Source organism: Paraburkholderia lebeckiae, from assembly GCF_050436225.1.
GTDB classification, from domain to species: Bacteria; Pseudomonadota; Gammaproteobacteria; order Burkholderiales; family Burkholderiaceae; genus Paraburkholderia; species Paraburkholderia tuberum.
The window spans coordinates 1972605-1994282 of the sequence record NZ_JBNDLU010000002.1; the positions used below are offsets into that span (position 1 = coordinate 1972605).

The 21678-nt window shown below is 64.1% G+C and carries 17 protein-coding genes; 8 read left to right on the forward strand and 9 right to left on the reverse strand.

What is annotated here, in order from left to right; genetic code table 11:
* Positions 1 to 114: 114 nt before the first annotated feature.
* Positions 115 to 6384: an ESPR-type extended signal peptide-containing protein gene (locus OKW45_RS23700; RefSeq protein ID WP_429471472.1), complete on the forward strand. Its 6270-nt coding sequence runs from the start codon at positions 115 to 117 to the stop codon at positions 6382 to 6384.
* Between the two features lie 145 nt (positions 6385 to 6529).
* On the opposite strand, the gene OKW45_RS23705 is transcribed toward OKW45_RS23700, so the two are convergent.
* From OKW45_RS23705 to OKW45_RS23725, 5 genes are all read right to left on the reverse strand, one after another.
* Positions 6530 to 7456, reverse strand: a complete 927-nt coding sequence (locus OKW45_RS23705; protein ID WP_429292895.1) for a CysB family HTH-type transcriptional regulator — start codon at positions 7454 to 7456, stop codon at positions 6530 to 6532.
* Positions 7457 to 7576: 120 nt separating this feature from the next.
* On the reverse strand, positions 7577 to 8635 hold the full coding sequence (locus OKW45_RS23710; RefSeq protein WP_429471474.1) for a sulfate/molybdate ABC transporter ATP-binding protein: 1059 nt from the start codon (positions 8633 to 8635) through the stop codon (positions 7577 to 7579).
* Positions 8636 to 9643, reverse strand: a complete 1008-nt coding sequence (cysW, locus tag OKW45_RS23715; RefSeq protein ID WP_429471476.1) for a sulfate ABC transporter permease subunit CysW — start codon at positions 9641 to 9643, stop codon at positions 8636 to 8638.
* Positions 9640 to 10536: a sulfate ABC transporter permease subunit CysT gene (gene cysT / locus OKW45_RS23720; RefSeq protein WP_429471478.1), complete on the reverse strand. Its 897-nt coding sequence runs from the start codon at positions 10534 to 10536 to the stop codon at positions 9640 to 9642. Before cysT ends, cysW begins: the two co-directional genes overlap by 4 nt.
* 162 nt (positions 10537 to 10698) lie before the next feature.
* Positions 10699 to 11745 carry a sulfate ABC transporter substrate-binding protein gene (locus OKW45_RS23725; RefSeq protein ID WP_018418188.1) on the reverse strand — a complete coding sequence of 349 codons (1047 nt, stop codon included), beginning with the start codon at positions 11743 to 11745 and terminating at the stop codon, positions 10699 to 10701.
* A gap of 310 nt (positions 11746 to 12055) precedes the next feature.
* On the opposite strand from OKW45_RS23725, the gene lexA reads away from it, so the two are divergent.
* The 3 genes from lexA to OKW45_RS23740 all read left to right on the forward strand — a co-directional run bounded on the left by lexA (position 12056) and on the right by OKW45_RS23740 (position 13878).
* On the forward strand, positions 12056 to 12706 hold the full coding sequence (gene lexA, locus OKW45_RS23730) for a transcriptional repressor LexA (protein ID WP_026225415.1): 651 nt from the start codon (positions 12056 to 12058) through the stop codon (positions 12704 to 12706).
* 90 nt (positions 12707 to 12796) lie between these two features.
* Positions 12797 to 13141, forward strand: a complete 345-nt coding sequence (locus OKW45_RS23735) for a hypothetical protein (RefSeq protein ID WP_018418189.1) — start codon at positions 12797 to 12799, stop codon at positions 13139 to 13141.
* Between the two features lie 119 nt (positions 13142 to 13260).
* A complete protein-coding gene (locus OKW45_RS23740) occupies positions 13261 to 13878 on the forward strand; it encodes a DUF2939 domain-containing protein (protein ID WP_018418190.1) in 618 nt (205 codons plus the stop codon).
* 119 nt (positions 13879 to 13997) lie between these two features.
* Here OKW45_RS23740 and OKW45_RS23745 read toward each other — a convergent pair whose 3' ends face one another.
* On the reverse strand, positions 13998 to 14465 hold the full coding sequence (locus OKW45_RS23745) for a universal stress protein (protein ID WP_018418191.1): 468 nt from the start codon (positions 14463 to 14465) through the stop codon (positions 13998 to 14000).
* Between the two features lie 421 nt (positions 14466 to 14886).
* Between OKW45_RS23745 and nodI the strand changes: the two genes are divergently transcribed.
* Together nodI and OKW45_RS23755 are read left to right on the forward strand one after the other, a co-directional pair.
* The gene (gene nodI, locus OKW45_RS23750) at positions 14887 to 15801 is read left to right on the forward strand and encodes a nodulation factor ABC transporter ATP-binding protein NodI (protein WP_018418193.1); all 915 of its coding nucleotides are present in this window, start codon (positions 14887 to 14889) and stop codon (positions 15799 to 15801) included.
* 19 nt (positions 15802 to 15820) lie between these two features.
* The gene (locus OKW45_RS23755) at positions 15821 to 16648 is read left to right on the forward strand and encodes an ABC transporter permease (RefSeq protein WP_429471480.1); all 828 of its coding nucleotides are present in this window, start codon (positions 15821 to 15823) and stop codon (positions 16646 to 16648) included.
* Positions 16649 to 16740: 92 nt separating this feature from the next.
* Here the strand turns inward: OKW45_RS23755 and OKW45_RS23760 are convergent, their stop codons facing one another.
* Together OKW45_RS23760 and OKW45_RS23765 are read right to left on the reverse strand one after the other, a co-directional pair.
* Positions 16741 to 17163, reverse strand: coding sequence for a hypothetical protein (locus tag OKW45_RS23760; RefSeq protein ID WP_013089291.1), 423 nt, complete (start codon positions 17161 to 17163; stop codon positions 16741 to 16743).
* Between the two features lie 280 nt (positions 17164 to 17443).
* Positions 17444 to 18427 carry a LysR family transcriptional regulator gene (locus OKW45_RS23765; protein WP_184003337.1) on the reverse strand — a complete coding sequence of 328 codons (984 nt, stop codon included), beginning with the start codon at positions 18425 to 18427 and terminating at the stop codon, positions 17444 to 17446.
* A 270-nt stretch (positions 18428 to 18697) separates the two neighbouring features.
* Here OKW45_RS23765 and OKW45_RS23770 point away from each other — a divergent pair, with 270 nt between their 5' ends.
* Positions 18698 to 20092 carry a M20 family metallopeptidase gene (locus OKW45_RS23770; protein WP_429471482.1) on the forward strand — a complete coding sequence of 465 codons (1395 nt, stop codon included), beginning with the start codon at positions 18698 to 18700 and terminating at the stop codon, positions 20090 to 20092.
* 125 nt (positions 20093 to 20217) lie between these two features.
* Here OKW45_RS23770 and OKW45_RS23775 read toward each other — a convergent pair whose 3' ends face one another.
* Complete coding sequence (locus OKW45_RS23775) at positions 20218 to 21270, reverse strand: NADP(H)-dependent aldo-keto reductase (RefSeq protein ID WP_184029240.1); 1053 nt, start codon at positions 21268 to 21270, stop codon at positions 20218 to 20220.
* 168 nt (positions 21271 to 21438) lie between these two features.
* On the opposite strand from OKW45_RS23775, the gene OKW45_RS23780 reads away from it, so the two are divergent.
* Positions 21439 to 21666 (forward strand): DUF3820 family protein, encoded by a 228-nt coding sequence (locus OKW45_RS23780; protein WP_018418198.1) that lies wholly within the window; start codon positions 21439 to 21441, stop codon positions 21664 to 21666.
* Positions 21667 to 21678: the final 12 nt, after the last annotated feature.

Here is a 21678-nt window from a genome sequence, read left to right on the forward strand (position 1 = left end):
GATCGTCATCGCCCCGTTTTTGCAGCTGATATTGAACAGCACGAAATGGCAACGGCGATTTGTCATTAGTTCGCATAACTCAATTCTTTTTCGAACCTTCAAAGGAATCATGTCATGAACAAGTCCTATCGCACCATCTGGAACGAAGCCCTTGGGTCGTGGGTGGCAGCCTCCGAGAATGCGGCTGCGCGCGGCAAGCGTAACAAGGCAAAGGTTTGTGCAGTTGTCGCGACTGCGGTTGTGGCCGCAGCGTCGTGGGCGCCGGTAGCGCACGCACAGTACAACGCTGGCGGAGGTGTTGCCAAGGGATCAAAGTCGATTGCAATTGGTTCAGGCGCTACGACTGATGGTTCACAGGACGGCAATATCGCTATCGGGGATAAGGCTTCTGCGAATTCTGGTACGTCGGCAAACGCATATAGCGCTACTGCCATCGGCCTGGATGCGACCGCAGCCGGTGATGGCACTGTCGCATTGGGTGATGCCGCCAGTGCCACGGCGGACAGGGCGACCGCAATTGGCCGCTTTGCACATGCCGACGGCGTCAAGTCAAGCGCACTCGGCTCAAATGCCTATGCTTTCGAGCTAGGCTCCACAGCAGTGGGCGCAGAGTCCTTCGCATCCGCACAAGGGGCTACAGCACTCGGCTTTACGTCGGTTGCTGCGGGCCAAAACTCGGTCGCTGTGGGGTTTGGCGCAACGAGCATAGGTGACGCTGGGATTGCAATTGGGCAGCTAGCTAATTCGAAAGGGAATGCCTCCCTGGCGATGGGTACATACGCTTCTTCGACAGGAGATTCCTCAACCGCGATCGGTTTGGAGGCACGTTCGGAAGGGGACTGGTCCACGGCGCTCGGTTACCAAGCGTACACGGCAGGGATCAGGTCCACGGCGCTCGGAAACCAATCCTTCTCGGAAGGGAAAGGCTCTACTGCACTTGGTGATCGGACCAAATCGACTGGGGACTGGTCCGCGGCGGTCGGTTCGTATGCCGAGTCGGCGGGGATCAACTCTGCTGCGGTTGGTGCTCTTGCCAGTTCGTCAGGGGACTTCTCTGCGGCAGTAGGTTCGAACGCTCGATCGGAAGGGTATGGATCGATCGCACTGGGTTTAAATTCCTCTGCATTGGAGGATCGCTCGGTGGCGTTGGGCGCGGGTTCGATCGCCGACCGCGGCGATGCGGTTTCGGTCGGCAACGCGACGCTCAAACGCCAGATCACGAATATGGCAGCCGGCACGCTGTCGGACAGCAGTACGGACGCGGTGAACGGCAGCCAGCTATATGCGACCAACCAGAACGTGGCGGCCAACACGGCGAACATCACCGATCTGGACAGCCGCGTGACTACGGTGGACAACCGCGTCACCAGCATCGACGGCCGCGTGACCAACGTCGAAGGCTCGGTCACAAACCTGACGCAGCAACTCGACAGCGGTAGCGTCGGCCTGGTGCAGCAGGACGCGACCAGCAAGGCCATCACGGTGGCCAAGGGTCTGGATGGCACGATGGTGGACTTCACCGGCACCGAGGGCGTGCGTGCGCTGGGCGGCGTGAAGGCCGGTGCGCTGAGCGACACCAGCACCGAAGCGGTGAACGGTTCGCAGCTGCACGCGACCAACCAGAACGTCACGGCCAACACGACGAACATCGCCAGCAACACGACGGCGATTACCAGCCTGGACAGCCGCGTGACCAACGTCGAAGGATCGGTCACGAACCTGACGCAGCAACTGGACGGCGGCAGCGTCGGCCTGGTGCAGCAGGACGCAACCAGCAAGGCCATCACGGTGGCCAAGGGTCTGGATGGCACGATGGTGGACTTCACCGGCACCGAGGGCGTGCGTGCGCTGAGCGGCGTGAAGGCCGGTGCGCTGAGCGACACCAGCACCGAAGCGGTGAACGGTTCGCAGCTGCACGCGACCAACCAGAACGTCACGGCCAACACGACGAACATCACCGACCTGGACAGCCGCGTGACTACGGTGGACAACCGCGTCACCAGCATCGACGGCCGCGTGACCAATGTCGAAGGCTCGGTCACGAACCTGACGCAGCAACTCGACAGCGGTAGCGTCGGCGTGGTGCAGCAGGACGCGACCAGCAAGGCCATCACGGTGGCCAAGGACCTCGATGGCACGATGGTGGACTTCACCGGCACCGATGGCGTTCGCTCGCTGGGCGGCGTCAAGGCCGGTGCGCTGAGCGACACCAGCACCGAAGCGGTGAACGGTTCGCAGCTGCACGCGACCAACCAGAACGTCACGGCCAACACGACGAGCATCGCCAGCAACACGACGGCGATTACCAGCCTGGACAGCCGCGTGAGCACGGTGGACGACCGCGTCACCAGCATCGACGGCCGCGTGACCAACGTCGAAGGCTCGGTCACGAACCTGACGCAGCAACTCGACAGCGGCAGCGTCGGCCTGGTGCAGCAGGACGCGACCAGCAAGGCCATCACGGTGGCCAAGGGTCTGGATGGCACGACGGTGGACTTCACCGGCGCGAATGGCGTGCGCTCGCTGGGCGGCGTGAAGGCCGGTGCGCTGAGCGACACCAGCACCGAAGCGGTGAACGGTTCGCAGCTGCACGCGACCAACCAGAACGTGACGGCCAACACGACGAACATCACCGACCTGGACAGCCGCGTGACTACGGTGGACGACCGCGTCACCAGCATCGACGGCCGCGTGACCAACGTCGAAGGCTCGGTCACGAACCTGACGCAGCAACTCGACAGCGGCAGCGTCGGCCTGGTGCAGCAGGACGCGACCAGCAAGGCCATCACGGTGGCCAAGGGTCTGGATGGCACGACGGTGGACTTCACCGGCGCGAATGGCGTGCGCTCGCTGGGCGGCGTGAAGGCCGGTGCTCTGAGCGACACCAGCAACGAAGCGGTGAACGGTTCGCAGCTGCACGCGACCAACCAGAACGTCACGGCCAACACGACGAACATTGCCAGCAACACGACGGCGATTACCAGCCTGGACAGCCGCGTGAGCACGGTGGACGACCGCGTCACCAGCATCGACGGCCGCGTGACCAACGTCGAAGGCTCGGTCACGAACCTGACGCAGCAACTCGACAGCGGCAGCGTCGGCCTGGTGCAGCAGGACGCGACCAGCAAGGCCATCACGGTGGCCAAGGGTCTGGATGGCACGACGGTGGACTTCACCGGCGCGAATGGCGTGCGCTCGCTGGGCGGCGTGAAGGCCGGTGCGCTGAGCGACACCAGCACCGAAGCGGTGAACGGTTCGCAGCTGCACGCGACCAACCAGAACGTGACGGCCAACACGACGAACATCACCGACCTGGACAGCCGCGTGACTACGGTGGACGACCGCGTCACCAGCATCGACGGCCGCGTGACCAACGTCGAAGGCTCGGTCACGAACCTGACGCAGCAACTCGACAGCGGCAGCGTCGGCCTGGTGCAGCAGGACGCGACCAGCAAGGCCATCACGGTGGCCAAGGGTCTGGATGGCACGACGGTGGACTTCACCGGCGCGAATGGCGTGCGCTCGCTGGGCGGCGTGAAGGCCGGTGCTCTGAGCGACACCAGCAACGAAGCGGTGAACGGTTCGCAGCTGCACGCGACCAACCAGAACGTCACGGCCAACACGACGAACATTGCCAGCAACACGACGGCGATTACCAGCCTGGACAGCCGCGTGAGCACGGTGGACGACCGCGTCACCAGCATCGACGGCCGCGTGACCAACGTCGAAGGCTCGGTCACGAACCTGACGCAGCAACTCGACAGCGGCAGCGTCGGCCTGGTGCAGCAGGACGCGACCAGCAAGGCCATCACGGTGGCCAAGGGTCTGGATGGCACGACGGTGGACTTCACCGGCGCGAATGGCGTGCGCTCGCTGGGCGGCGTGAAGGCCGGTGCTCTGAGCGACACCAGCACCGAAGCGGTGAACGGTTCGCAGCTGCACGCGACCAACCAGAACGTCACGGCCAACACGACGAACATCACCGACCTGGACAGCCGCGTGACTACGGTGGACGACCGCGTCACCAGCATCGACGGCCGCGTGACCAACGTGGAAGGCTCGGTCACGAACCTGACGCAGCAACTGGACGGCGGCAGCGTCGGCCTGGTGCAGCAGGACTCGACCAGCAAGGCCATCACGGTGGCCAGGGACCTGGACGGCACGACGGTGGACTTCACCGGCGCGAATGGCGTGCGCACGCTGGGCGGAGTCAAGGCCGGTGCGCTGAGCGACACCAGCACCGAAGTGGTGAACGGTTCGCAGCTGCACGCGACCAACCAGGCAATCGCGAACGCGAGTCGCTACTTCAAGGCGGGCGGCCTGGAGGATGGCACGGACGATGCGATCGCGGCAGCCAAGTCGGTTGCGGTCGGTGCGGGCGCATCCGCCAATGTGGGCAGCGCAGCAACCGCTAACTGGAATAATCCTCTTGTCTCGGGCAACGGCTCCAACACGGATATCAATGGTGTTGCTATCGGAGCTAACTCTCGTGCTTCGCTGGGCGGTATTGCACTTGGCGACACGGCCGTAAGCGATAGTTATTCTGGTGTAGCGCTGGGCGCATACACCGTAGCTGGCTCGCATGGAACCGCGGTCGGCGCAGGCGCGATGGCCGAGGGTGCGGACAGTTCTGCGCTGGGGTACAACGCCCTTGCCACCGGAGGAAGTGCAGCGGCAATGGGTAACTTTTCGACTGCCTCGGGCGACAAATCCGCGGCACTTGGCGCGAAGGCGAATGCACAGGCGGCGAATTCGGTGGCGCTGGGTGCGGATTCCATCGCAGACCGCGACGATGCGGTGTCGGTTGGCAACGCGACGCTCAAACGCCAGATCACGAATGTGGCGGCCGGTACGCTTTCGGCTAGCAGCACGGACGCGGTGAACGGCAGCCAGCTGTACGGCACGGCATCGAGCGTGGCCCAGGCACTGGGTGGCGGTTCGACCGTGAACCCGGACGGCACGATCAGCGCACCGAGCTACAGCGTGGGCGGAACGACGGTGCATAGCATCAGCGATGCTGTTACCAACATCGACGGCCGTACGACGCAGAACGCGAGTGACATCGAGCAGAACACCGCGACTATCACGAACGTGCAGAACCGACTGGCTGATGGCTCGGTGGGTCTGGTGCAGCAGGACGCGACCACCCGTGACATTACGGTTGCCAAGGACACCGACGGTACGGTGGTGAACATGGCGGGCACGGCGGGCGACCGCACGGTAACAGGCGTGGCCGCAGGCGCGGTGAACGCATCGAGCGTGGACGCGGTGAATGGCGGCCAGCTGTACGGCACGGCATCGAGCATGGCCCAGGCACTGGGTGGCGGTTCGACCATGAACGCGGACGGCACGATCAGCGCGCCGAGCTACAGCGTGGGTGGTACGACCGTGCATAGCGTAGGCGATGCCGTCACCAACCTGGATGACCGGGTGACGCAGAACACCACGGACATCACGAAGCTGCAGACGCAGGTGGGCGATGTCGGCACGCAACTGTCGGGCGCGGTGCAGTACGACCGTAACGTTGACGGTTCGGTGAACTTCGGTTCCGTGACACTGGGTGGAGGTCTGGGCGCGGGTCCGGTGATCCTGACCAATGTGGCCAACGGCACGAGCCAGTACGACGCGGTGAACTTCGGCCAGCTGTCGACGTTGCAGGACCAGGTGACGGATCTCAACGGGCAGGTGAAGGATCTCGGTTCCCAGGTGTCGAACATTCAACCGGTCACCCCGGATGTTTCGTCGCCGGACCGCAACACTGACGAGGTGGCCAATGCAGCGACGCCGGGTACCGGTGTGGGCAGCACCGTGGCCGGGGCAAACGCCAGTGCTACAGCAGACAACGCGGTAGCAGTGGGCACCAATGCGGCGGCGACCGGCGTCAACTCGACGGCGATCGGCACGGGCTCGCAGGCTGGCAATGCGAACTCGGTGGCGTTGGGTCAGGGCTCGGTGACGGATCGCGATAACTCGGTATCGGTGGGTTCAGCGGGTCACGAACGCCAGATCACCAACGTCGCAGCGGGTACGGCGGACACGGATGCAGTTAATGTCGGTCAGATGAACAGCTCCGTCGCACAAGGCGTTCAGCAGGCCAACAACTACACCGATCAGCGTATCAACGCGACCAACCAGGCGATCAACGACGTCGCGAAGAACGCCTACGCAGGGATCGCAGCAGCGATGGCAATGCCGAACATGACGCCGTCGGGTCCGGGCAAGACGATCGTCGCTGCGGGTGGGGCAACCTATAAGGGCGGCAGCGCCGCAGCAGTAGGAGCTACGTACCGCTCACGGAACAATAAGTGGCTCGTCAACGCTGCGATGTCGGTCACGTCGACTGGTGACGCTGGTGTACGTGCGCAGGTTGGCTACGAGTTCTAATAGCCATGTCACGTAAAGAGCAGAAGGTCCGTTAGTCCAATAGCTGTATAGCGGGTGTTTAGAGAGAGTCTTGCCGGGCACGGCAGGACTCTTTTTTTTGCGTCCATCCTGCGAATGCAAGTCCCACCCTAAGCTGTTCGCGGCCCTAAGCCGCCTCGCGCAACTGCGCCGCGATGTCTGCCTCGCTCAACTGCGGCGCGAACATCTCGATCAACCGATAGGCGTACGCGCGCAGGAACGCGCCCTTGCGCAAGCCGACGCGCGTCGTGCTCGCCTCGAACAGATGCTGCGTGTCGAGCGCGACGAGTTCGCTGTCGCGCTTCGGGTCGTAGGCCATTGCCGCGACCACGCCGATGCCCATGCCGAGTTCGACGTAGGTCTTGATCACGTCGGCGTCGATCGCGGTCAGCACGACGTCGGGCAACGCACCCGCTTTCGCGAACGCCTGATCGATATGCGAGCGGCCGGTGAAGTCCTGGTCGTAGGTGACGATCGGGAATTCGGCGATCTCGTCGAGCGTCAGATTCGCTCGGCCGACGAGCGGATGATCCTTCGGCACCACCACGACGTGATGCCACGAATAGCACGGGAACGTGACGATGTCGGGAAAACGGTCGAGCGCCTCGGTCGAGATGCCGATATCCGCCTCGCCGTTGATGATCATCTGCGCGATCTGCTGCGGGCTGCCCTGGCGCAGCGCCAGATGCACTTTCGGGAACACCGACGTGAACTGCCGAACCACCTTCGGCAATGCGTAGCGTGCCTGCGTGTGGGTGGTCGCGACGACGAGGTGGCCGCTGTCCTGATCCGCGTACTGACGCGCGACGCGGCGCAGATTCTCCGCATCGAGCAGCATCCGCTCGATCAACTGATGCACGGCCTTGCCCGGTTCGGTGAGGCCGGTCAGACGCTTGCCGCGGCGGATGAAGATGTCGACCCCGAGTTCGTCCTCGAGATCCTTGATCTGCTTCGAAACGCCCGACTGCGACGTGTAGAGCACATTCGCCGCTTCGGTCAGGTTCATGTTCTGCCGCACGGCTTCGCGCACGAAGCGCAATTGCTGGAAATTCATCGTTGTGTCTCCGGTTCTGCCAGAGTTGAGTTTTATTGGAGCCGCAAATGCCAGGCGATCCACGCGGTACGGCCGATACGTTCTCGCTTGTCATCAGCGCCGCGCAGCGGCGCCGCCACCTCACTGCGCCGGAAACACCCGCAGCGCGCGCGGCACCGCGGTCACGCCGTCGCCGACCGCGAGTTGCAGATCACGCCACGTTTCGCGATCGAGTTCGGCTTCGAGCAGATTGCCCTCGCGACCCGAGAGCTCGACGCGCACCGAACCGCCGAGCGTCACCACGCGCCGCACGTCGACGACAATGCCCTCGCGATGCCCCGCCGCCTGCGGATACAACTGCAGATCGTGCGGCCGCACATAGGCGAACGCCGGGCCCCTAAAACCCGCCGCGATCGCGACCGGCAGCGCCGCGCCATCGACGACGAAGCCTTGCGCACCGACGCTGCCGTGCAGGCGGTTCGCCGCGCCGAGAAACTCGTAGACAAACGGCGTCTGCGGATGGTCGTACACCTCCTGTGGGCTCCCTACCTGCTCGACATGCCCGCGATTGAGCACGACGATACGGTCCGCCACTTCGAGCGCTTCTTCCTGATCGTGCGTGACGAAGATCGTCGAAATATGCAGATCGTCGTGCAGGCGACGCAACCAGCTGCGCAGTTCCTTGCGCACCTTTGCGTCGAGCGCGCCGAACGGCTCGTCGAGCAACAGCACCTTCGGCTCCACGGCCAACGCACGTGCGAGCGCGATGCGCTGGCGCTGGCCGCCGGACAGCTCCGACGGATAGCGCTGCGCGAGCCAGTCGAGCTGCACGAGCTTCAGCAACTCATGCACCTTCTCACGAATCACCTTCTCGGACGGACGTTCCTTGCGCGGCTTCACGCGCAGCCCGAACGCGACGTTTTCGAACACCGTCATATGACGGAACAGCGCGTAGTGCTGGAACACGAAACCCACCTCGCGCTCACGCGCGCCGACCGCCGCGACATCCAGGCCTTGCAGCTCGACCTGGCCGCCATCCGCGTATTCGAGGCCGGCGATCACACGCAGCAACGTCGTCTTGCCGCAACCGGACGGCCCGAGCAGCGCGACGAGTTCGCCCGGCGGAAAGTCGAGCGACACGTTGTCGAGCGCGACGAAATCGCCGAAGCGCTTTTGCAGGTTACGAACGGTGATACCCATTTACAGCTCTCCTTGCTTGAGCGGATGTCGCTGCGACGCAGGCGTGGCGTTGACGAAAAACGAATGAGAAGCGGACTGCGCGCGATTGGCCTGCGAAGCGCCGGACGGCGACACGGGCCCCGCATACGCAGGCACTTCGCGCGCCGCCGACAGTTCCGCCGACATATGACGCTCGGCCAACAGCTTGAGCCCCAGCGTAACCAGCGCCAGCAATGCGAGCAGCGAGGCCACGGCGAACGCGGCCGAGAAGTTGTACTCGTTGTAGAGGATTTCGACGTGCAGCGGCATCGTGTCGGTCTGCCCGCGAATATGGCCCGACACGACCGACACCGCGCCGAACTCGCCCATTGCGCGCGCATTGCACAGAATCACGCCGTACAGCAGACCCCACTTGACGTTCGGCAGCGTGACGCGACGGAACGTCTGCCAGCCCGATGCGCCGAGCACGTGCGCGGCTTCTTCCTCGTCGTTGCCCTGCGCCTGCATCAGCGGAATCAGCTCGCGCGCGACGAACGGGAACGTGACGAAGATCGTCGCGAGCACGATGCCCGGCACCGCGAAGATGATCTGCACGTTGTGATCTTCGAGCCACGGGCCGAACCAGCCCTGCGCGCCGAACATCAGCACGTAGATCAGACCGGAGATCACCGGCGACACCGAAAACGGCAGATCGATCAACGTGGTCAGCAGCGCCTTGCCACGGAATTCGAACTTCGCGATACACCACGACGCCGCAAGGCCGAACAAGAGGTTCAGCGGCACCGCGATCGCCGCGGTGAGCAGCGTCAGTTTGATCGCCGACAGCGCATCCGGATCGGCGAGCGCTTCGAAGTAAAAACGCAGTCCCTTGTTCAGCGCCTGGTAGAACACCGCGGCGAGCGGGACGACCAGAAACAGCGCGAGAAACAGCAGTGCGAGGCCGATCAGCAGCCAGCGCACGACCGCCGGCTCGCTGACCGGATCGGGGCGGCGCGCCACGCTCGCCGGGTGGGTCGGAACGCGATTCATTGCACACCTCCACCGATCGCGGCGACGCTCGTGGCCACTGGCGCCGATCCCGTATTGCCGCGGCTCGTGCGCCGCTGCAGATACCGCTGCAGCGTGTTGATCGACAGCAGCATCAGGAACGACACGATCAGCATCACGACCGCGAGTGCCGTCGCGCCCGCATAGTCGTATTGCTCGAGCTTCGTGATGATCAGGAGCGACGTGATCTCCGACTTCATCGGCACATTGCCGGCGATGAAGATCACCGAGCCGTATTCGCCGAGCGCGCGCGCAAAGGCGAGCGCGAAGCCGGTCAGCAGCGCCGGGAACACGGCCGGCAGCACGACGCGGCGAAACGTGAGCCAGCGCGAGGCGCCGAGACACGCGGCCGCCTCCTCCTGCTCGCGCTCGAACTCCTCGAGCACCGGTTGCACGGTGCGCACGACGAACGGCAGGCCGATGAACGTCAGCGCGACCAGCACACCCGCCGGCGTGAACGCGATCTTGATGCCGAGCGGCGCGAGGAACTGGCCGATCCAGCCGTTGCCCGCATACACGGCCGCGAGCGAAATGCCCGCCACCGAGGTGGGCAGCGCGAACGGCAGATCGACGACCGCATCGACGATCCGCTTGAACGGAAACGTGTAGCGCACCAGCACCCACGCGACGAGAAAGCCGAACACCGCGTTGATCAGCGCGCCGCCTAGCGCCGAGAAAAACGTCAGCCGATACGACGCGAGCACACGCGGCGACGTGACCGCGCGCACGAACTGATGCCAGTCGAGCGTCGCGGTTTTCAGAAAGGTCGCCGCCAATGGAATCAGCACCACGAGGCTCAGATAAGCCACCGTGATGCCGAGTGTCAGGCCAAAACCGGGCAATGCGCTCGGCTTGCGGAAGGTCAACGTGGTCATGCTGGATACTCGTTCATGGTTGATGCTCGCGCGGTTGTTCGTTTTGCCGTGTTGCCGTACTGCGGTACTGCCGCACTCTGCTGGCCACCGGACCCCGGTTAGCCGAAAGCGCGCCCATCAGGCGCGCCCTTTTGCCCCTGCCTGTGATTCAGGCGGTGGTTCTTACTGCGGCTGATAAATCGAATCGAACACGCCGCCGTCCGCGAAATGGGTTTTCTGCGCGTTGGTCCAACCGCCGAACGAATCGTCGATCGTGTACAGCTTCAGTTTCGGAAACTTCGCGGTCAGATCGGCGGGCACCTTGCTGGAACGCGGACGATAGAAGTTGCGCGCGGCGATCTCCTGACCTTGCTCGCTATACAGGAAGTTCAGATACGCCTCGGCCAGCTTGCGCGTGCCGTGTTTGTCGACGACCTTGTCGACCACCGCGACCGGCGGCTCGGCCAGAATGCTCACCGACGGCACCACGATCTCGAACTTGTCCGGACCAAACTCCTTCAGCGACAGAAACGCCTCGTTTTCCCACGCGATCAGCACGTCGCCGATACCGCGCTGCACGAAGCTCGTGGTCGCGCCGCGCGCGCCCGAATCGAGCACGCCGGCGTTCCTGTACAGCTTGCCGACGAACTCCCTGGCCTTCTGGTCGTTGCCGCCCGGTTGATGCTCGGCGTACGCCCACGCGGCCAGGTAGTTCCAACGCGCGCCGCCCGAGGTCTTCGGATTCGGCGTCACGATCGACACGCCCGGCTTCACCAGATCGTCCCAATCCTTGATGTGCTTCGGGTTGCCCTTGCGCACCAGAAACACGATCGTCGACGTGTACGGCGATGCGTTGTCCGGCAGACGCTTTTGCCAGTTCTTGTCGACGAGCCCCTTGTTCGCGAGCGCGTCGATGTCATAGGCGAGCGCAAGCGTCACGACGTCGGCCTGCAGTCCGTCGAGCACCGAGCGAGCCTGCGCGCCCGAGCCGCCGTGCGACTGCCTGAAGGTGACGGCTTCGCCGGTCCTGGCCTTCCATTCCTTGCCGAATGCCTGATTGATGTCCTGATACAGCTCGCGAGTCGGATCGTAGGACACGTTCAACAGCGTGGTGTCGGCGTGCGCGACGCCGCTTGCGCCCAACATGCCGAGCGCACCCGCCGCGCCGACGGCGAGCGCCGCGATCAGTCTCCTGGTTCGAGCCGCAAGCCCCGTATGCCGATGGTTCATTTCAATTTTTCTCCGCGTGATGTCCGCTGATGAGCGTCTGGTGTTGTTCTGCGTCGCGGTCACGTGCACATGAGCGCCAACCGGAGGCCAGTCTATCGAAGCGCTTTCATCATTAAAAATAATGTTTCTTCATTTTTTAATACTCAAAAGTGGTAACGACAGATGCGCCGGCTGTTGGGACGCCGACAAGGCCGTTATGTCGCCGACAAACGACGCCCGAGCGCGCCCCTTGCGCCGAACTTAAAGTAAAGCTTGAAATGCGCCGAATACTGTATAAAAATACAGTCACCTGTTCATACATACAGTGGCCATGACAAAACTCACCGCACGACAGCAGCAGGTTTTCGATCTGATCCGCCGCGCGATCGAACGCACCGGCTTTCCGCCCACCCGCGCGGAAATTGCCGCCGAACTCGGGTTCAGCTCGGCCAATTCCGCGGAAGAGCATCTGCGCGCGCTGGCGCGCAAGGGCGTGATCGAACTCGCGGCCGGCGCGTCGCGCGGCATCCGCCTGCTGTCCGGGCAGGAGGACGCGCCGTATCAGTTCACCCTGCCGCATGCGGGCCTGATGCAGTTATCGTTGCCGCTGATCGGCCGGGTCGCGGCGGGTAGCCCGATCCTCGCGCAGGAACATATCTCGCAGCACTACGCGTGTGACCCGGCGCTGTTCTCGAGCAAGCCCGACTACCTGCTGAAGGTGCGCGGCCTGTCGATGCGCGACGCGGGCATTCTCGACGGCGACCTGCTCGCGGTGCAAAAGCGCACTGAAGCGAAGGACGGCCAGATCATCATTGCGCGGCTTGGCGACGACGTGACGGTCAAGCGTCTGAAGCGCCGGCCGAACGGCATCGAATTGATTGCCGAAAACCCCGATTACGACAACATCTTCGTGGAAACCGGCAGCGCCGATTTCGCGCTCGAAGGGATCGCGGTCGGGCTGATCCGCCCCAGCGAGTTCTGATCTTTCGCTGTCGCCAGAACGCTTGCGCCGGTTTGTCCGACCCAAGCCGCATTTACGCCCGCATCTACGCCGCATCGCCTGGAGAGACTCATGGAACGCCTTGCCCGCCTGTTGCCCTTTCGCCAGTTCGGCCGTCTGCGCCATCTGCGCAAGCTCACGCCCTGCGCGCTAATCGAGGCGCCCGCTGCGCGCACGCCGTCGCTGTTCGACGCGACTGCCGAAGCTTCCGGTCTGCCGTCGTCGTTGCCGGCGTTCGCGCGCGTGTCGCTGAATTCGGCGCTGAACATCGCCGAGCCCGCGCGTCGCGCGCCGGTGCGGGTCTATCATGGACCGTCGCGACTGATCATGGTCGGCACGGTCGACGCCGTATGCCGTATGATCGATCGTTGCATAGCCGACGAAGCCAACGTGCACGGCGCGGTGTTCGAAGCCTGAGCGAATCCTGAGTACGCATGCAACAAGTACTTCGGATGTTCAGAGATTCGCGTGGGATGGGATCGTTCCGACCTCGCCGTGGTCGACGTTAGATCATCACTGACGTGGAGTCCCATTCGATGACAATTCGGAAACGCACACAGGGCAGCGCCACCCGGCCGCTGCTGATCACACTGATCGTGGTGATCGTGATTGCCGCGCTGGGCTTTATTTATGCGTCACCGTATCTCGCGGTGAACAATCTCAAACGCGCCGCAGATGCTCGTGACGTGCAAACTGTCAATCAATACGTGGACTTTCCCGCGCTACGCGATAGCCTGAAGCAACAGGTGGGCGCCATGCTGACACGCCGGCTCGAGGCGGATGCCGGCAACAAGATGGCCACGATCGGCGCGGTGATCGGCGTGACGCTGATCGGCCCGCTCGTCGATGCCTATGCGACACCCGACGGCGTCGCGGCGCTGCTGAACGGCATGCCGCCGCGTGGCACGCCGGGCGAGCAACCGTCCGCGCCGCCAGCCGCGGGCGGCGAAGCGCCGGCCGCACCAGCCGCGGGCGACACCACCACCCAGGCAAGCGCACCGCCGCCCGGGCGTCAAAGCACGGCCGGCTATCGCAGTCTCAACGAGTTTGTCATCACGTACCGGCGTGGCGAAGGTAACGCGAACTATTCGGCAATCTTTCGTCGCGAAGGTCTAGTCACGTGGAAGCTCGCGGCAATCGATCTGAACGAGTGACATTGAAGCCTGGCCGGATGGGATGCTTAGCTGGCCATCGGGGCCGGCCACGCGACAGGGTCTATTCATATTCTGGGCTAGATGACGGGGCGCGCGGCTTCGCGTCCCTCACTAGCCTCTTACGCCGCAGCCGCCTGCTGCTGCTCCTGCGCGGACGAGCACGCCACCAGAATGCTGCACGACACGCGGTCGAGCAGCGGCGTGTTGCCCGCCCCCATCCACCACCGCGACAAACCAGTCCGGCAGCGATGACCCACCACCACGAGGTCGACCTGCAACTCGTTGGCAAGATTGGCGATCTCGTCGATCGGATGACCGAATGCGAAATGCCCTTGCGCGCTTACGCCGCGCTCGGTCAGCCAGTTCACGCCCTCCTGCAAAATCTCGCGGGCTGTTTTTTCAAAGCTGCCGCAGGCGACGTCCGTCAACAGGCCCGCGCTTTGGGCAATGCTAGAACGCATGTCGACCACCGACAGCAGATGCGTTTCCGCCTTCAGTTCCAACGCCAGATCGGCACCGCAACGCAGGGCTTTGCGGCCTTCGCGCGAGCCGTCGTAGCACAACAGAATTTTCTGGTAGCTCGCCATCTGTTTTCTCCATTCGCGCGGAAAGCGCGGTCTGAATCAATCATGGTGCGCCGCAATTCAGCTTGCAAGGGATGGAAAACGCTAAGTGCATACTCGGTGCATGCCGATCCAGTCTGCACAACCGTTGGGCGACCCGACGCTGCGTTTGCACACGGATGCCGCAATGCAAAACTTCGTTTGCGAACGCTGCGTCGACACACTGCGGGCCGGTTGACGTGCCAGTCGTGCCACCGCCAATCAGCGGCGCCAACCGACCACCGAGAAGCGCATCGCACCTACGCATGACGCGTTCCCGGACACCCGCTCGCATCAGCGATCCGATACCTGGAGCAAGCGGCTTCGCGTGCGCAATGCGTGCATCACGGCTATGTTGTGTGTCTTGCGCGTACGTCGTGTCTTTTTCCGGAGCCTTGCTCGAGCCATGCCCACCGCCCCCATCGAATTCCATCAGGTCAGGAAAAGCTACGGCGAAAAAACGGTCGTCGACGGATTGTCGTTTTATGTGAACACCGGCGAATGCTTCGGGCTGCTCGGCCCCAACGGCGCCGGTAAGACCACGACATTGCGCATGCTGCTCGGCATTGCGGCGCCCGACGCCGGCGCGATCCGGCTGTGCGACGAGCCGATCCCGGGCCGCGCGCGCCTCGCGCGCTCGCGCGTCGGCGTGGTGCCGCAGTTCGACAACCTCGATCCCGATTTCACGGTGCGCGAAAATCTGCTCGTATTCGGTCGCTACTTCGGTCTGAGCGCCGCGCAGTGTCGCGCGGCGGTGCCGGGTCTGCTCGAATTCGCCCGCCTCGAGAACAAGGCGGACGCGCGCGTGAGCGAACTGTCGGGCGGCATGAAGCGGCGCCTCACGCTCGCGCGCGCACTGATCAACGATCCCGACGTGCTGATCATGGACGAGCCGACCACCGGTCTCGATCCGCAAGCGCGCCATCTGATCTGGGAGCGGCTGCGCTCGCTGCTCGCGCGCGGCAAGACCATCCTGCTGACCACGCACTTCATGGAAGAAGCCGAACGGCTCTGTCATCGACTGTGCGTGATCGAGGAAGGCCGCAAGATCGCCGAAGGCGCGCCGCGCGAGTTGATCGAATCCGAGATCGGCTGCGACGTGATCGAGATCTACGGCCCCGATCCGTTTGCGTTGCGCGACGAACTCGCGCCGCTCGCCGAGCGCACCGAGATCAGCGGCGAGACGCTGTTCTGTTACGTGAACGACGCGCAGCCCGTGCATATGCGCCTCAAGCAGCGCGCCGATTTGCGCTATCTGCATCGGCCGGCGAATCTCGAGGATGTGTTTCTGCGGCTCACCGGTCGCGAAATGCAGGACTGAACCCATAGCGAGACACTTGATGGACGCACGTACTTACGAAACCCACGACGGCACGCCATCGGCGCAAAAGCCGTTCGGTGCCTTCCCCGCCAACGCCACGAACTGGATCGCGGTATGGCGCCGCAACTACCTGGTGTGGAAAAAGCTCGCGATCGCGTCGATGTTCGGCAACCTCGCCGATCCGATGATCTATCTGTTCGGTCTCGGCCTCGGGCTCGGGCTGATGGTCGGGCACGTCGACGGCGTGTCGTATATCTCGTTCCTCGCGGCGGGCACGGTGGCGTCGAGCGTGATGATGTCGGCGAGCTTCGAGTCGATGTATTCGGGCTTTTCGCGCATGCACGTGCAGCGCACGTGGGAAGCGATCATGCAGACGCCGCTCACGCTCGGCGATATCGTGCTTGGCGAGGTGGTGTGGGCCGCCAGCAAATCGGTGTTGTCCGGTGTGGCGATCATGCTGGTGGCGGGCGCGCTCGGCTATGCGAGTTTTCCGTCGATGCTGCTCGCGCTGCCGGTCATCGTGCTGGCCGGTCTCGCGTTCGCGAGCCTCGCGATGATCGTGACGGCGCTCGCGCCGTCATACGACTTTTTCATGTTCTATCAGACGCTCGTGCTCACGCCGATGCTGCTGCTCTCCGGTGTGTTCTTTCCGATCTCGCAACTGCCCGGCGCCGCGCAAGCGGTGACTGCCGCGCTGCCGCTCGCCAATGCGGTCGATCTGATGCGCCCGGCGATGCTCGGTCGGCCGATGGAGCACGCCGCGCTGCATGTGAGCGTGCTAGCCGCTTATGCGATCGGAGGCTTCATCGTGTCGGCGATCCTGTTTCGGCGTCGCATGATGAAGTGAGCCGATCGCGCGGGCGGCGCGTTGCGCCTGGACCCGCGCAAGACGACGCCGCGTCGGTCGTCGCATGGCGTGTTTGCTATCGTTGCGCGCGCTCAGTCCTCGTCATCGGTCCACGGGATGTCGACGTCGGAGATGAACGCGACCGTCGCGAACGGGCCGCCCTCGTGACGCCCGATCTTGCCATCGGCGCGCTGCCACTCCACCCGGAACACGGTGGCCGGATCATCCGCGATCAGCCGCACCGTGCGCAATTCGTCGGGATCGGCGTCCTCGACCGGACCGTCGAGCGAGATCAGCAGCGCCTGTGGCCATAGACCATCGGCGGGATCGTAGATCTTGTCGCCGTCGTGAATCAGCGTGAAGGCTTCCACGCCGATGGTTGCCGACGCATCGACGATCATCTTGGCGAGCGCACGCAACAACGCGGTCGCTCGCGCCGAGTTCGCCTGACGGATCGCGAGATCGCCGCGCGTGAGAGCCTGCTCGAGTTTTGGATTGGTTTTCTGTTGCGCCATGGCTGTGTTGGTCCTATCGCTCTGTTGTGGGCAACGCGCCATCGGGACGACGCGCCGCGTTTCTATTTGGGTCCATCTGTTGCCGCTTGTGTGCATTGCAGCATCGCGGGCTGGGCGGCAGGTCCGCGGTTCGACTGCCATTGTTCCGCGTTTCCCCTGATCGTGGCGCGCACCATCAGGGTCGTTTTCTCAGGGCCGTCCTTGCCGTCCACCACAGTTTAGGTCGTGATTCGGATTCCGGGAGAACATTTGCCGCTTGGTGCGTTGCATGTGACGCATTTCATGCATCGGCTCGCGGGCGCCGCGGCGTACGTTTACCGCGTCCGCCGGCGACCTTCGACGCCTGCGCCCCAGCCGGCTTCGCATCCGCGATCCGCGCGATCAAATGGTCGCGAAACGTGCGCACCGACGAGGGCAACTCGCGCCCCGCCATCGTCTGCACCTGGATGCTGCGCTGGCGCATCTGCGGGTCGGTGAGCGGAATCACGACGAAGCCGTCGTCGGCATAGCGGTCGCGCACCGACAGCAGCCCCGTGAACATGATCGCTCCGGACCGCTGCGCGTAGCGATAACTCGCGCCGCTGTTGTTGCAGATCAGGTCCGGCTCGAGGAGGATGCCTTCGAGCGCGCACGTGATGTCGATCAACTGGCGAATCGTGGTGCCCGTCTCCGACAACACGAGCGGATAGCGACTCACCTCGGCGAGCGACAGTTTCGCGCGCGCCGCAAGCGGATGATCGGCGCGCAGCAGCACGAACACCGGCGCGCGTTCGGTGTGCTCGACCTTCACGCCCTTCTCTGGCGCGAGGCTGAACGACAGCGCGATATCGACGTCGCCGTCGCGCACGTGGCGAGTGGCGTCGGCCGGCGACATCACGGTCAGCGTGAAATCGATGCCGGGGTGCTCGGCGCGGAAATCCGCAATCGCGGCGGGCAGGAAGTCGACCGCAAAGCCCTCGGCGGTCGCGATCTTGATCCGGCTGCCGTGCAAGCTCGCGAGGCCGCTAATCTCTTTCATCACGTGCTCCGCTTCGAGCAGGCTGCGTTGCGCGTAGGCAAGCAGCCGCTCACCGGCCTCGGACAGCGCCATGCCGCGCGGCCGCCGTTCGAACAGCGTCACGCCGAGCCCGCTTTCGAGCCGCGCGATTTGCCGGCTGATCGCCGATACCGCGACGTGCAGCCGTTCCGACGCGTCGCTCAGCGAGCCGCTGCGCGCGACTTCGACGAAATAACGCAACGCGATGCCATGCAGTGAACGTGCCATCCTGGACGCCTCGATCGAATCTGTTGCAACGGTGCCATGGGTGGGCGGGTGCCGCGGTTCGAGCCGACGCGCGACGCTTTGCTTTTCCGGCAAGGCAAGCTTCGAAACATGATCATTGTGACAAAAATGGCGCGCTTCTAGAATCGGTTGCAATGACGTTGCAGGCGATTCGCCTGAACGCAGCGTCGAGCATCGAGCCATCGAGCCATCGAGCCATCGAGCCTGGCGGCCCTCTGCCCCTCACCCATCCCCCGCATCGGAGACATCGACATGAGCCGCAACGAGGCCATCGAGCTTGCCACCCGGCACTTCGAATCCGGCGCTTTTCTCGCCGATCTGAACCGCCGCGTCGGTTTTCGCACCGAAAGCCAGGAAAGCGACCGCGGCGCGCTGCTGCTGTCCTATCTGACCGACGAAATCCAGCCCGAAGCGGAGCGCCTCGGCTTCAGCACGCGCATCGTCGATAACCCGGTCGATGGCTTCGGTCCGTTCCTGATCGCCAACCGTCACGAAGGCGATCATCTGCCGACCGTGCTGATCTACGGCCACGGCGACGTCGTGCGCGGCTACGACAGCCAGTGGCGCGCGCCGCTGACGCCGTGGGCGGTGACCGTGGAAGGCGAGCGCTGGTTCGGTCGCGGTACCGCCGACAACAAAGGCCAGCACTCGATCAACCTCGCCGCGCTCGCGAGCACGCTCGCCGCGCGCGACGGCAAACTCGGCTTCAACACGAAGCTGTTGATCGAGATGGGCGAGGAAACCGGCTCACCGGGGCTCGACGCGATCTGCCATGCGCATCGCGATGAACTGGCCGCCGACGTGCTGATCGCCTCCGACGGTCCGCGTCTCGCAGCGCGTCGTCCGACCGTGTTTCTCGGCTCGCGCGGCGCGGTCAATTTCAGGCTGTCGCTGAACCTGCGCGACGGCGCGCATCACTCGGGCAACTGGGGCGGCTTGCTGCGCAATCCGGCGACGGTGCTCGCCAACGCGCTCGCGAGTCTCGTCGATGCGCGCGGCGTGATCGCAGTCGACGGCCTGCGTCCGCCGCCGATCCCCGAGGCCGTGCGTCGCGCACTTGCCGACATCACGGTGGGCAACGGTCCGGGCGACCCCACCGTCGATGATAACTGGGGCGAGCCGGGTCTTTCCGCGCCCGAGCGCGTGTTCGGCTGGAACTGCTTCGAAGTGCTGGCCTTCAAGGCGGGCAATCCGGAGAACCCGGTCAACGCGATTCCGCCGTCGGCGTTCGCGGTCTGCCAGTTGCGTTTCGTGGTCGGCACCGATTGGGAAAACCTCGGCAAGCATCTGCGCGCGCATCTCGATGCGCACGGTTTTCAGCTCGTCGAAATCGACGTCGAACGCGGCGCGCCAGCCACGCGGCTGGATCCCGACGATCCGTGGGTCACGTGGGCGATCGCGTCGCTCGAAGCGACCACCGGCAAGAAGACCGCGCTGCTGCCGAATCTCGGCGGCACGCTGCCGAACGAGGTATTCGCCGACACGCTCGGTCTGCCGACGATCTGGGTGCCGCATTCTTATCCGGCCTGCTCGCAGCATGCGCCGAACGAGCACCTTCTGGCTCCGGTAGTGCGCGAGGGACTGCAGATGATGGCGGGACTGTTCTGGGATCTCGGCGAGAATTCGCCGCTTGCGGCGAAGCGCTAGACGGTGGATACGGCAAAGGCCGCGGGTTGAGTTCGGCCGATGCCGAGTGATTCGCTGCACCTTCCGCGGCCGCCCCGGCAATCGACCGGGGCGGCCGCGGCAAGCGCGTCGCGCTTACCTCGACATCAAGGCGCCGGATTCGGCTGCAGCTCGTGCAGCCTGTCGATTTCCGCCAGCACTTCCGGCGACAGCTTCACGTCCGCGCTGGCGATGTTTTCCTTCAATTGCTCGAGCGAGGTCGCGCCGATCAGATTGCTGGTCACGAACGGCCGGCTATTGACGAACGCGAGCGCGAATTGCGCGGGGGTCATGCCGTGGCGCTTCGCGAGCTCGACGTAACGCGTGGTCGCCTGCACGGCTTGCGGCTTGCTATAGCGCTGGAAGCGCTCGAACAGCGTGATGCGCGCGCCGGCAGGACGCGCGCCGCCTTCGTATTTGCCCGACAGCCAGCCGAACGCGAGCGGTGAATACGCGAGCAGACCGATGTTGTCGCGATGCGCGTACTCGGACAGACCCACTTCGTACGTGCGGTTCAACAGGCTGTACGGATTCTGGATGCTGACGATGCGCGGCAAGCCGAGTCTTTCGGCCGCGCGCAGAAACTGCGCGACACCCCACGGCGTTTCGTTCGACACGCCGATATGGCGCACCTTGCCAGCTTTCACGAATTCGGCGAGTACCGTCAGCGTTTCCTCGATCGGCACCGTGTACGCGTCGTCGACCCACGGATACGACGGACGGCCAAACGTCATCGTGCTGCGATCGGGCCAGTGCAGCTGATACAGGTCGACGTAGTCCGTTTGCAGACGTTCGAGGCTGTCGTTGAGCGCCTCGGTCAGGTTCTTGCGATCGAACTGGTTGCCCTCGCCGCGAATATGACGCGGATTGTGCGGCTGACGCGCGGGGCCCGCGATCTTGGTGGCGAGCACGATCTTCTCGCGCGCGCTCTTGTGCTGCGCGAGCCACGTGCCGATGTAGCGCTCCGTCGAGCCTTGCGTTTCGGCGCGCGGCGGCACCGGATACATTTCCGCGGTGTCGATCAGGTTCACGCCGTGATCGAGCGCGTAGTCGATCTGCGCGTGCGCTTCCTGCTCGGTGTTCTGCTCGCCCCACGTCATCGTGCCGAGACCAATCAGGCTAACCTGCACGTCGGAGTCGCCGAGTCTGCGGTATTCCATCTAACTTGTCCTGTTGAAGAGGTGAACGGAAAGCGCAGACGTTACCACGCCGGCGCATTACCTGCAGCAAGGCTAGAATGCGGGGCCATGCGTTGCAGCGCGCCGCCTGGTGCTTGCGCGTTGCGCGCTTCGCGCTCTCGATGCGCGTTTCATCATGACTTCGTTGCCATGAATCACGAACACCTCGAATTGCTGGTCACGCGCGTGATGCCCTACGGGAAATATAAAGGCCGCGTGATCGCCGACCTGCCCGGCCACTATCTGAACTGGTTCGCGAGCCAGGGCTTTCCGCCCGGCGAGATCGGCCGTCTGCTCGCGTTGATGCACGAGATCGATCACAACGGCTTGAAACCGCTGCTCGACCCATTGCGCAAACCGAAGCCGCTGGAGCGTTGAGACCGTCGCCGT

Bases quoted from the DNA above. Each gene is read 5' to 3' on its own strand.
- OKW45_RS23735 (WP_018418189.1), top strand. From the start codon at position 12,797: ATGGAACGCCTTGCCCGCCTGTTGCCCTTTCGCCAGTTCGGCCGTCTG.
- OKW45_RS23700 (WP_429471472.1), top strand. From the start codon at position 115: ATGAACAAGTCCTATCGCACCATCTGGAACGAAGCCCTTGGGTCGTGG.
- OKW45_RS23775 (WP_184029240.1), bottom strand. From the start codon at position 21,270: ATGGAATACCGCAGACTCGGCGACTCCGACGTGCAGGTTAGCCTGATT.
- OKW45_RS23705 (WP_429292895.1), bottom strand. From the start codon at position 7,456: ATGAATTTCCAGCAATTGCGCTTCGTGCGCGAAGCCGTGCGGCAGAAC.
- cysT (WP_429471478.1), bottom strand. From the start codon at position 10,536: ATGACCACGTTGACCTTCCGCAAGCCGAGCGCATTGCCCGGTTTTGGC.
- OKW45_RS23765 (WP_184003337.1), bottom strand. From the start codon at position 18,427: ATGGCACGTTCACTGCATGGCATCGCGTTGCGTTATTTCGTCGAAGTC.
- OKW45_RS23755 (WP_429471480.1), top strand. From the start codon at position 15,821: ATGGACGCACGTACTTACGAAACCCACGACGGCACGCCATCGGCGCAA.
- OKW45_RS23770 (WP_429471482.1), top strand. From the start codon at position 18,698: ATGAGCCGCAACGAGGCCATCGAGCTTGCCACCCGGCACTTCGAATCC.
- lexA (WP_026225415.1), top strand. From the start codon at position 12,056: ATGACAAAACTCACCGCACGACAGCAGCAGGTTTTCGATCTGATCCGC.
- OKW45_RS23745 (WP_018418191.1), bottom strand. From the start codon at position 14,465: ATGGCGAGCTACCAGAAAATTCTGTTGTGCTACGACGGCTCGCGCGAA.
- OKW45_RS23710 (WP_429471474.1), bottom strand. From the start codon at position 8,635: ATGGGTATCACCGTTCGTAACCTGCAAAAGCGCTTCGGCGATTTCGTC.
- OKW45_RS23760 (WP_013089291.1), bottom strand. From the start codon at position 17,163: ATGGCGCAACAGAAAACCAATCCAAAACTCGAGCAGGCTCTCACGCGC.
- OKW45_RS23780 (WP_018418198.1), top strand. From the start codon at position 21,439: ATGAATCACGAACACCTCGAATTGCTGGTCACGCGCGTGATGCCCTAC.
- OKW45_RS23725 (WP_018418188.1), bottom strand. From the start codon at position 11,745: ATGAACCATCGGCATACGGGGCTTGCGGCTCGAACCAGGAGACTGATC.
- cysW (WP_429471476.1), bottom strand. From the start codon at position 9,643: ATGAATCGCGTTCCGACCCACCCGGCGAGCGTGGCGCGCCGCCCCGAT.
- OKW45_RS23740 (WP_018418190.1), top strand. From the start codon at position 13,261: ATGACAATTCGGAAACGCACACAGGGCAGCGCCACCCGGCCGCTGCTG.
- nodI (WP_018418193.1), top strand. From the start codon at position 14,887: ATGCCCACCGCCCCCATCGAATTCCATCAGGTCAGGAAAAGCTACGGC.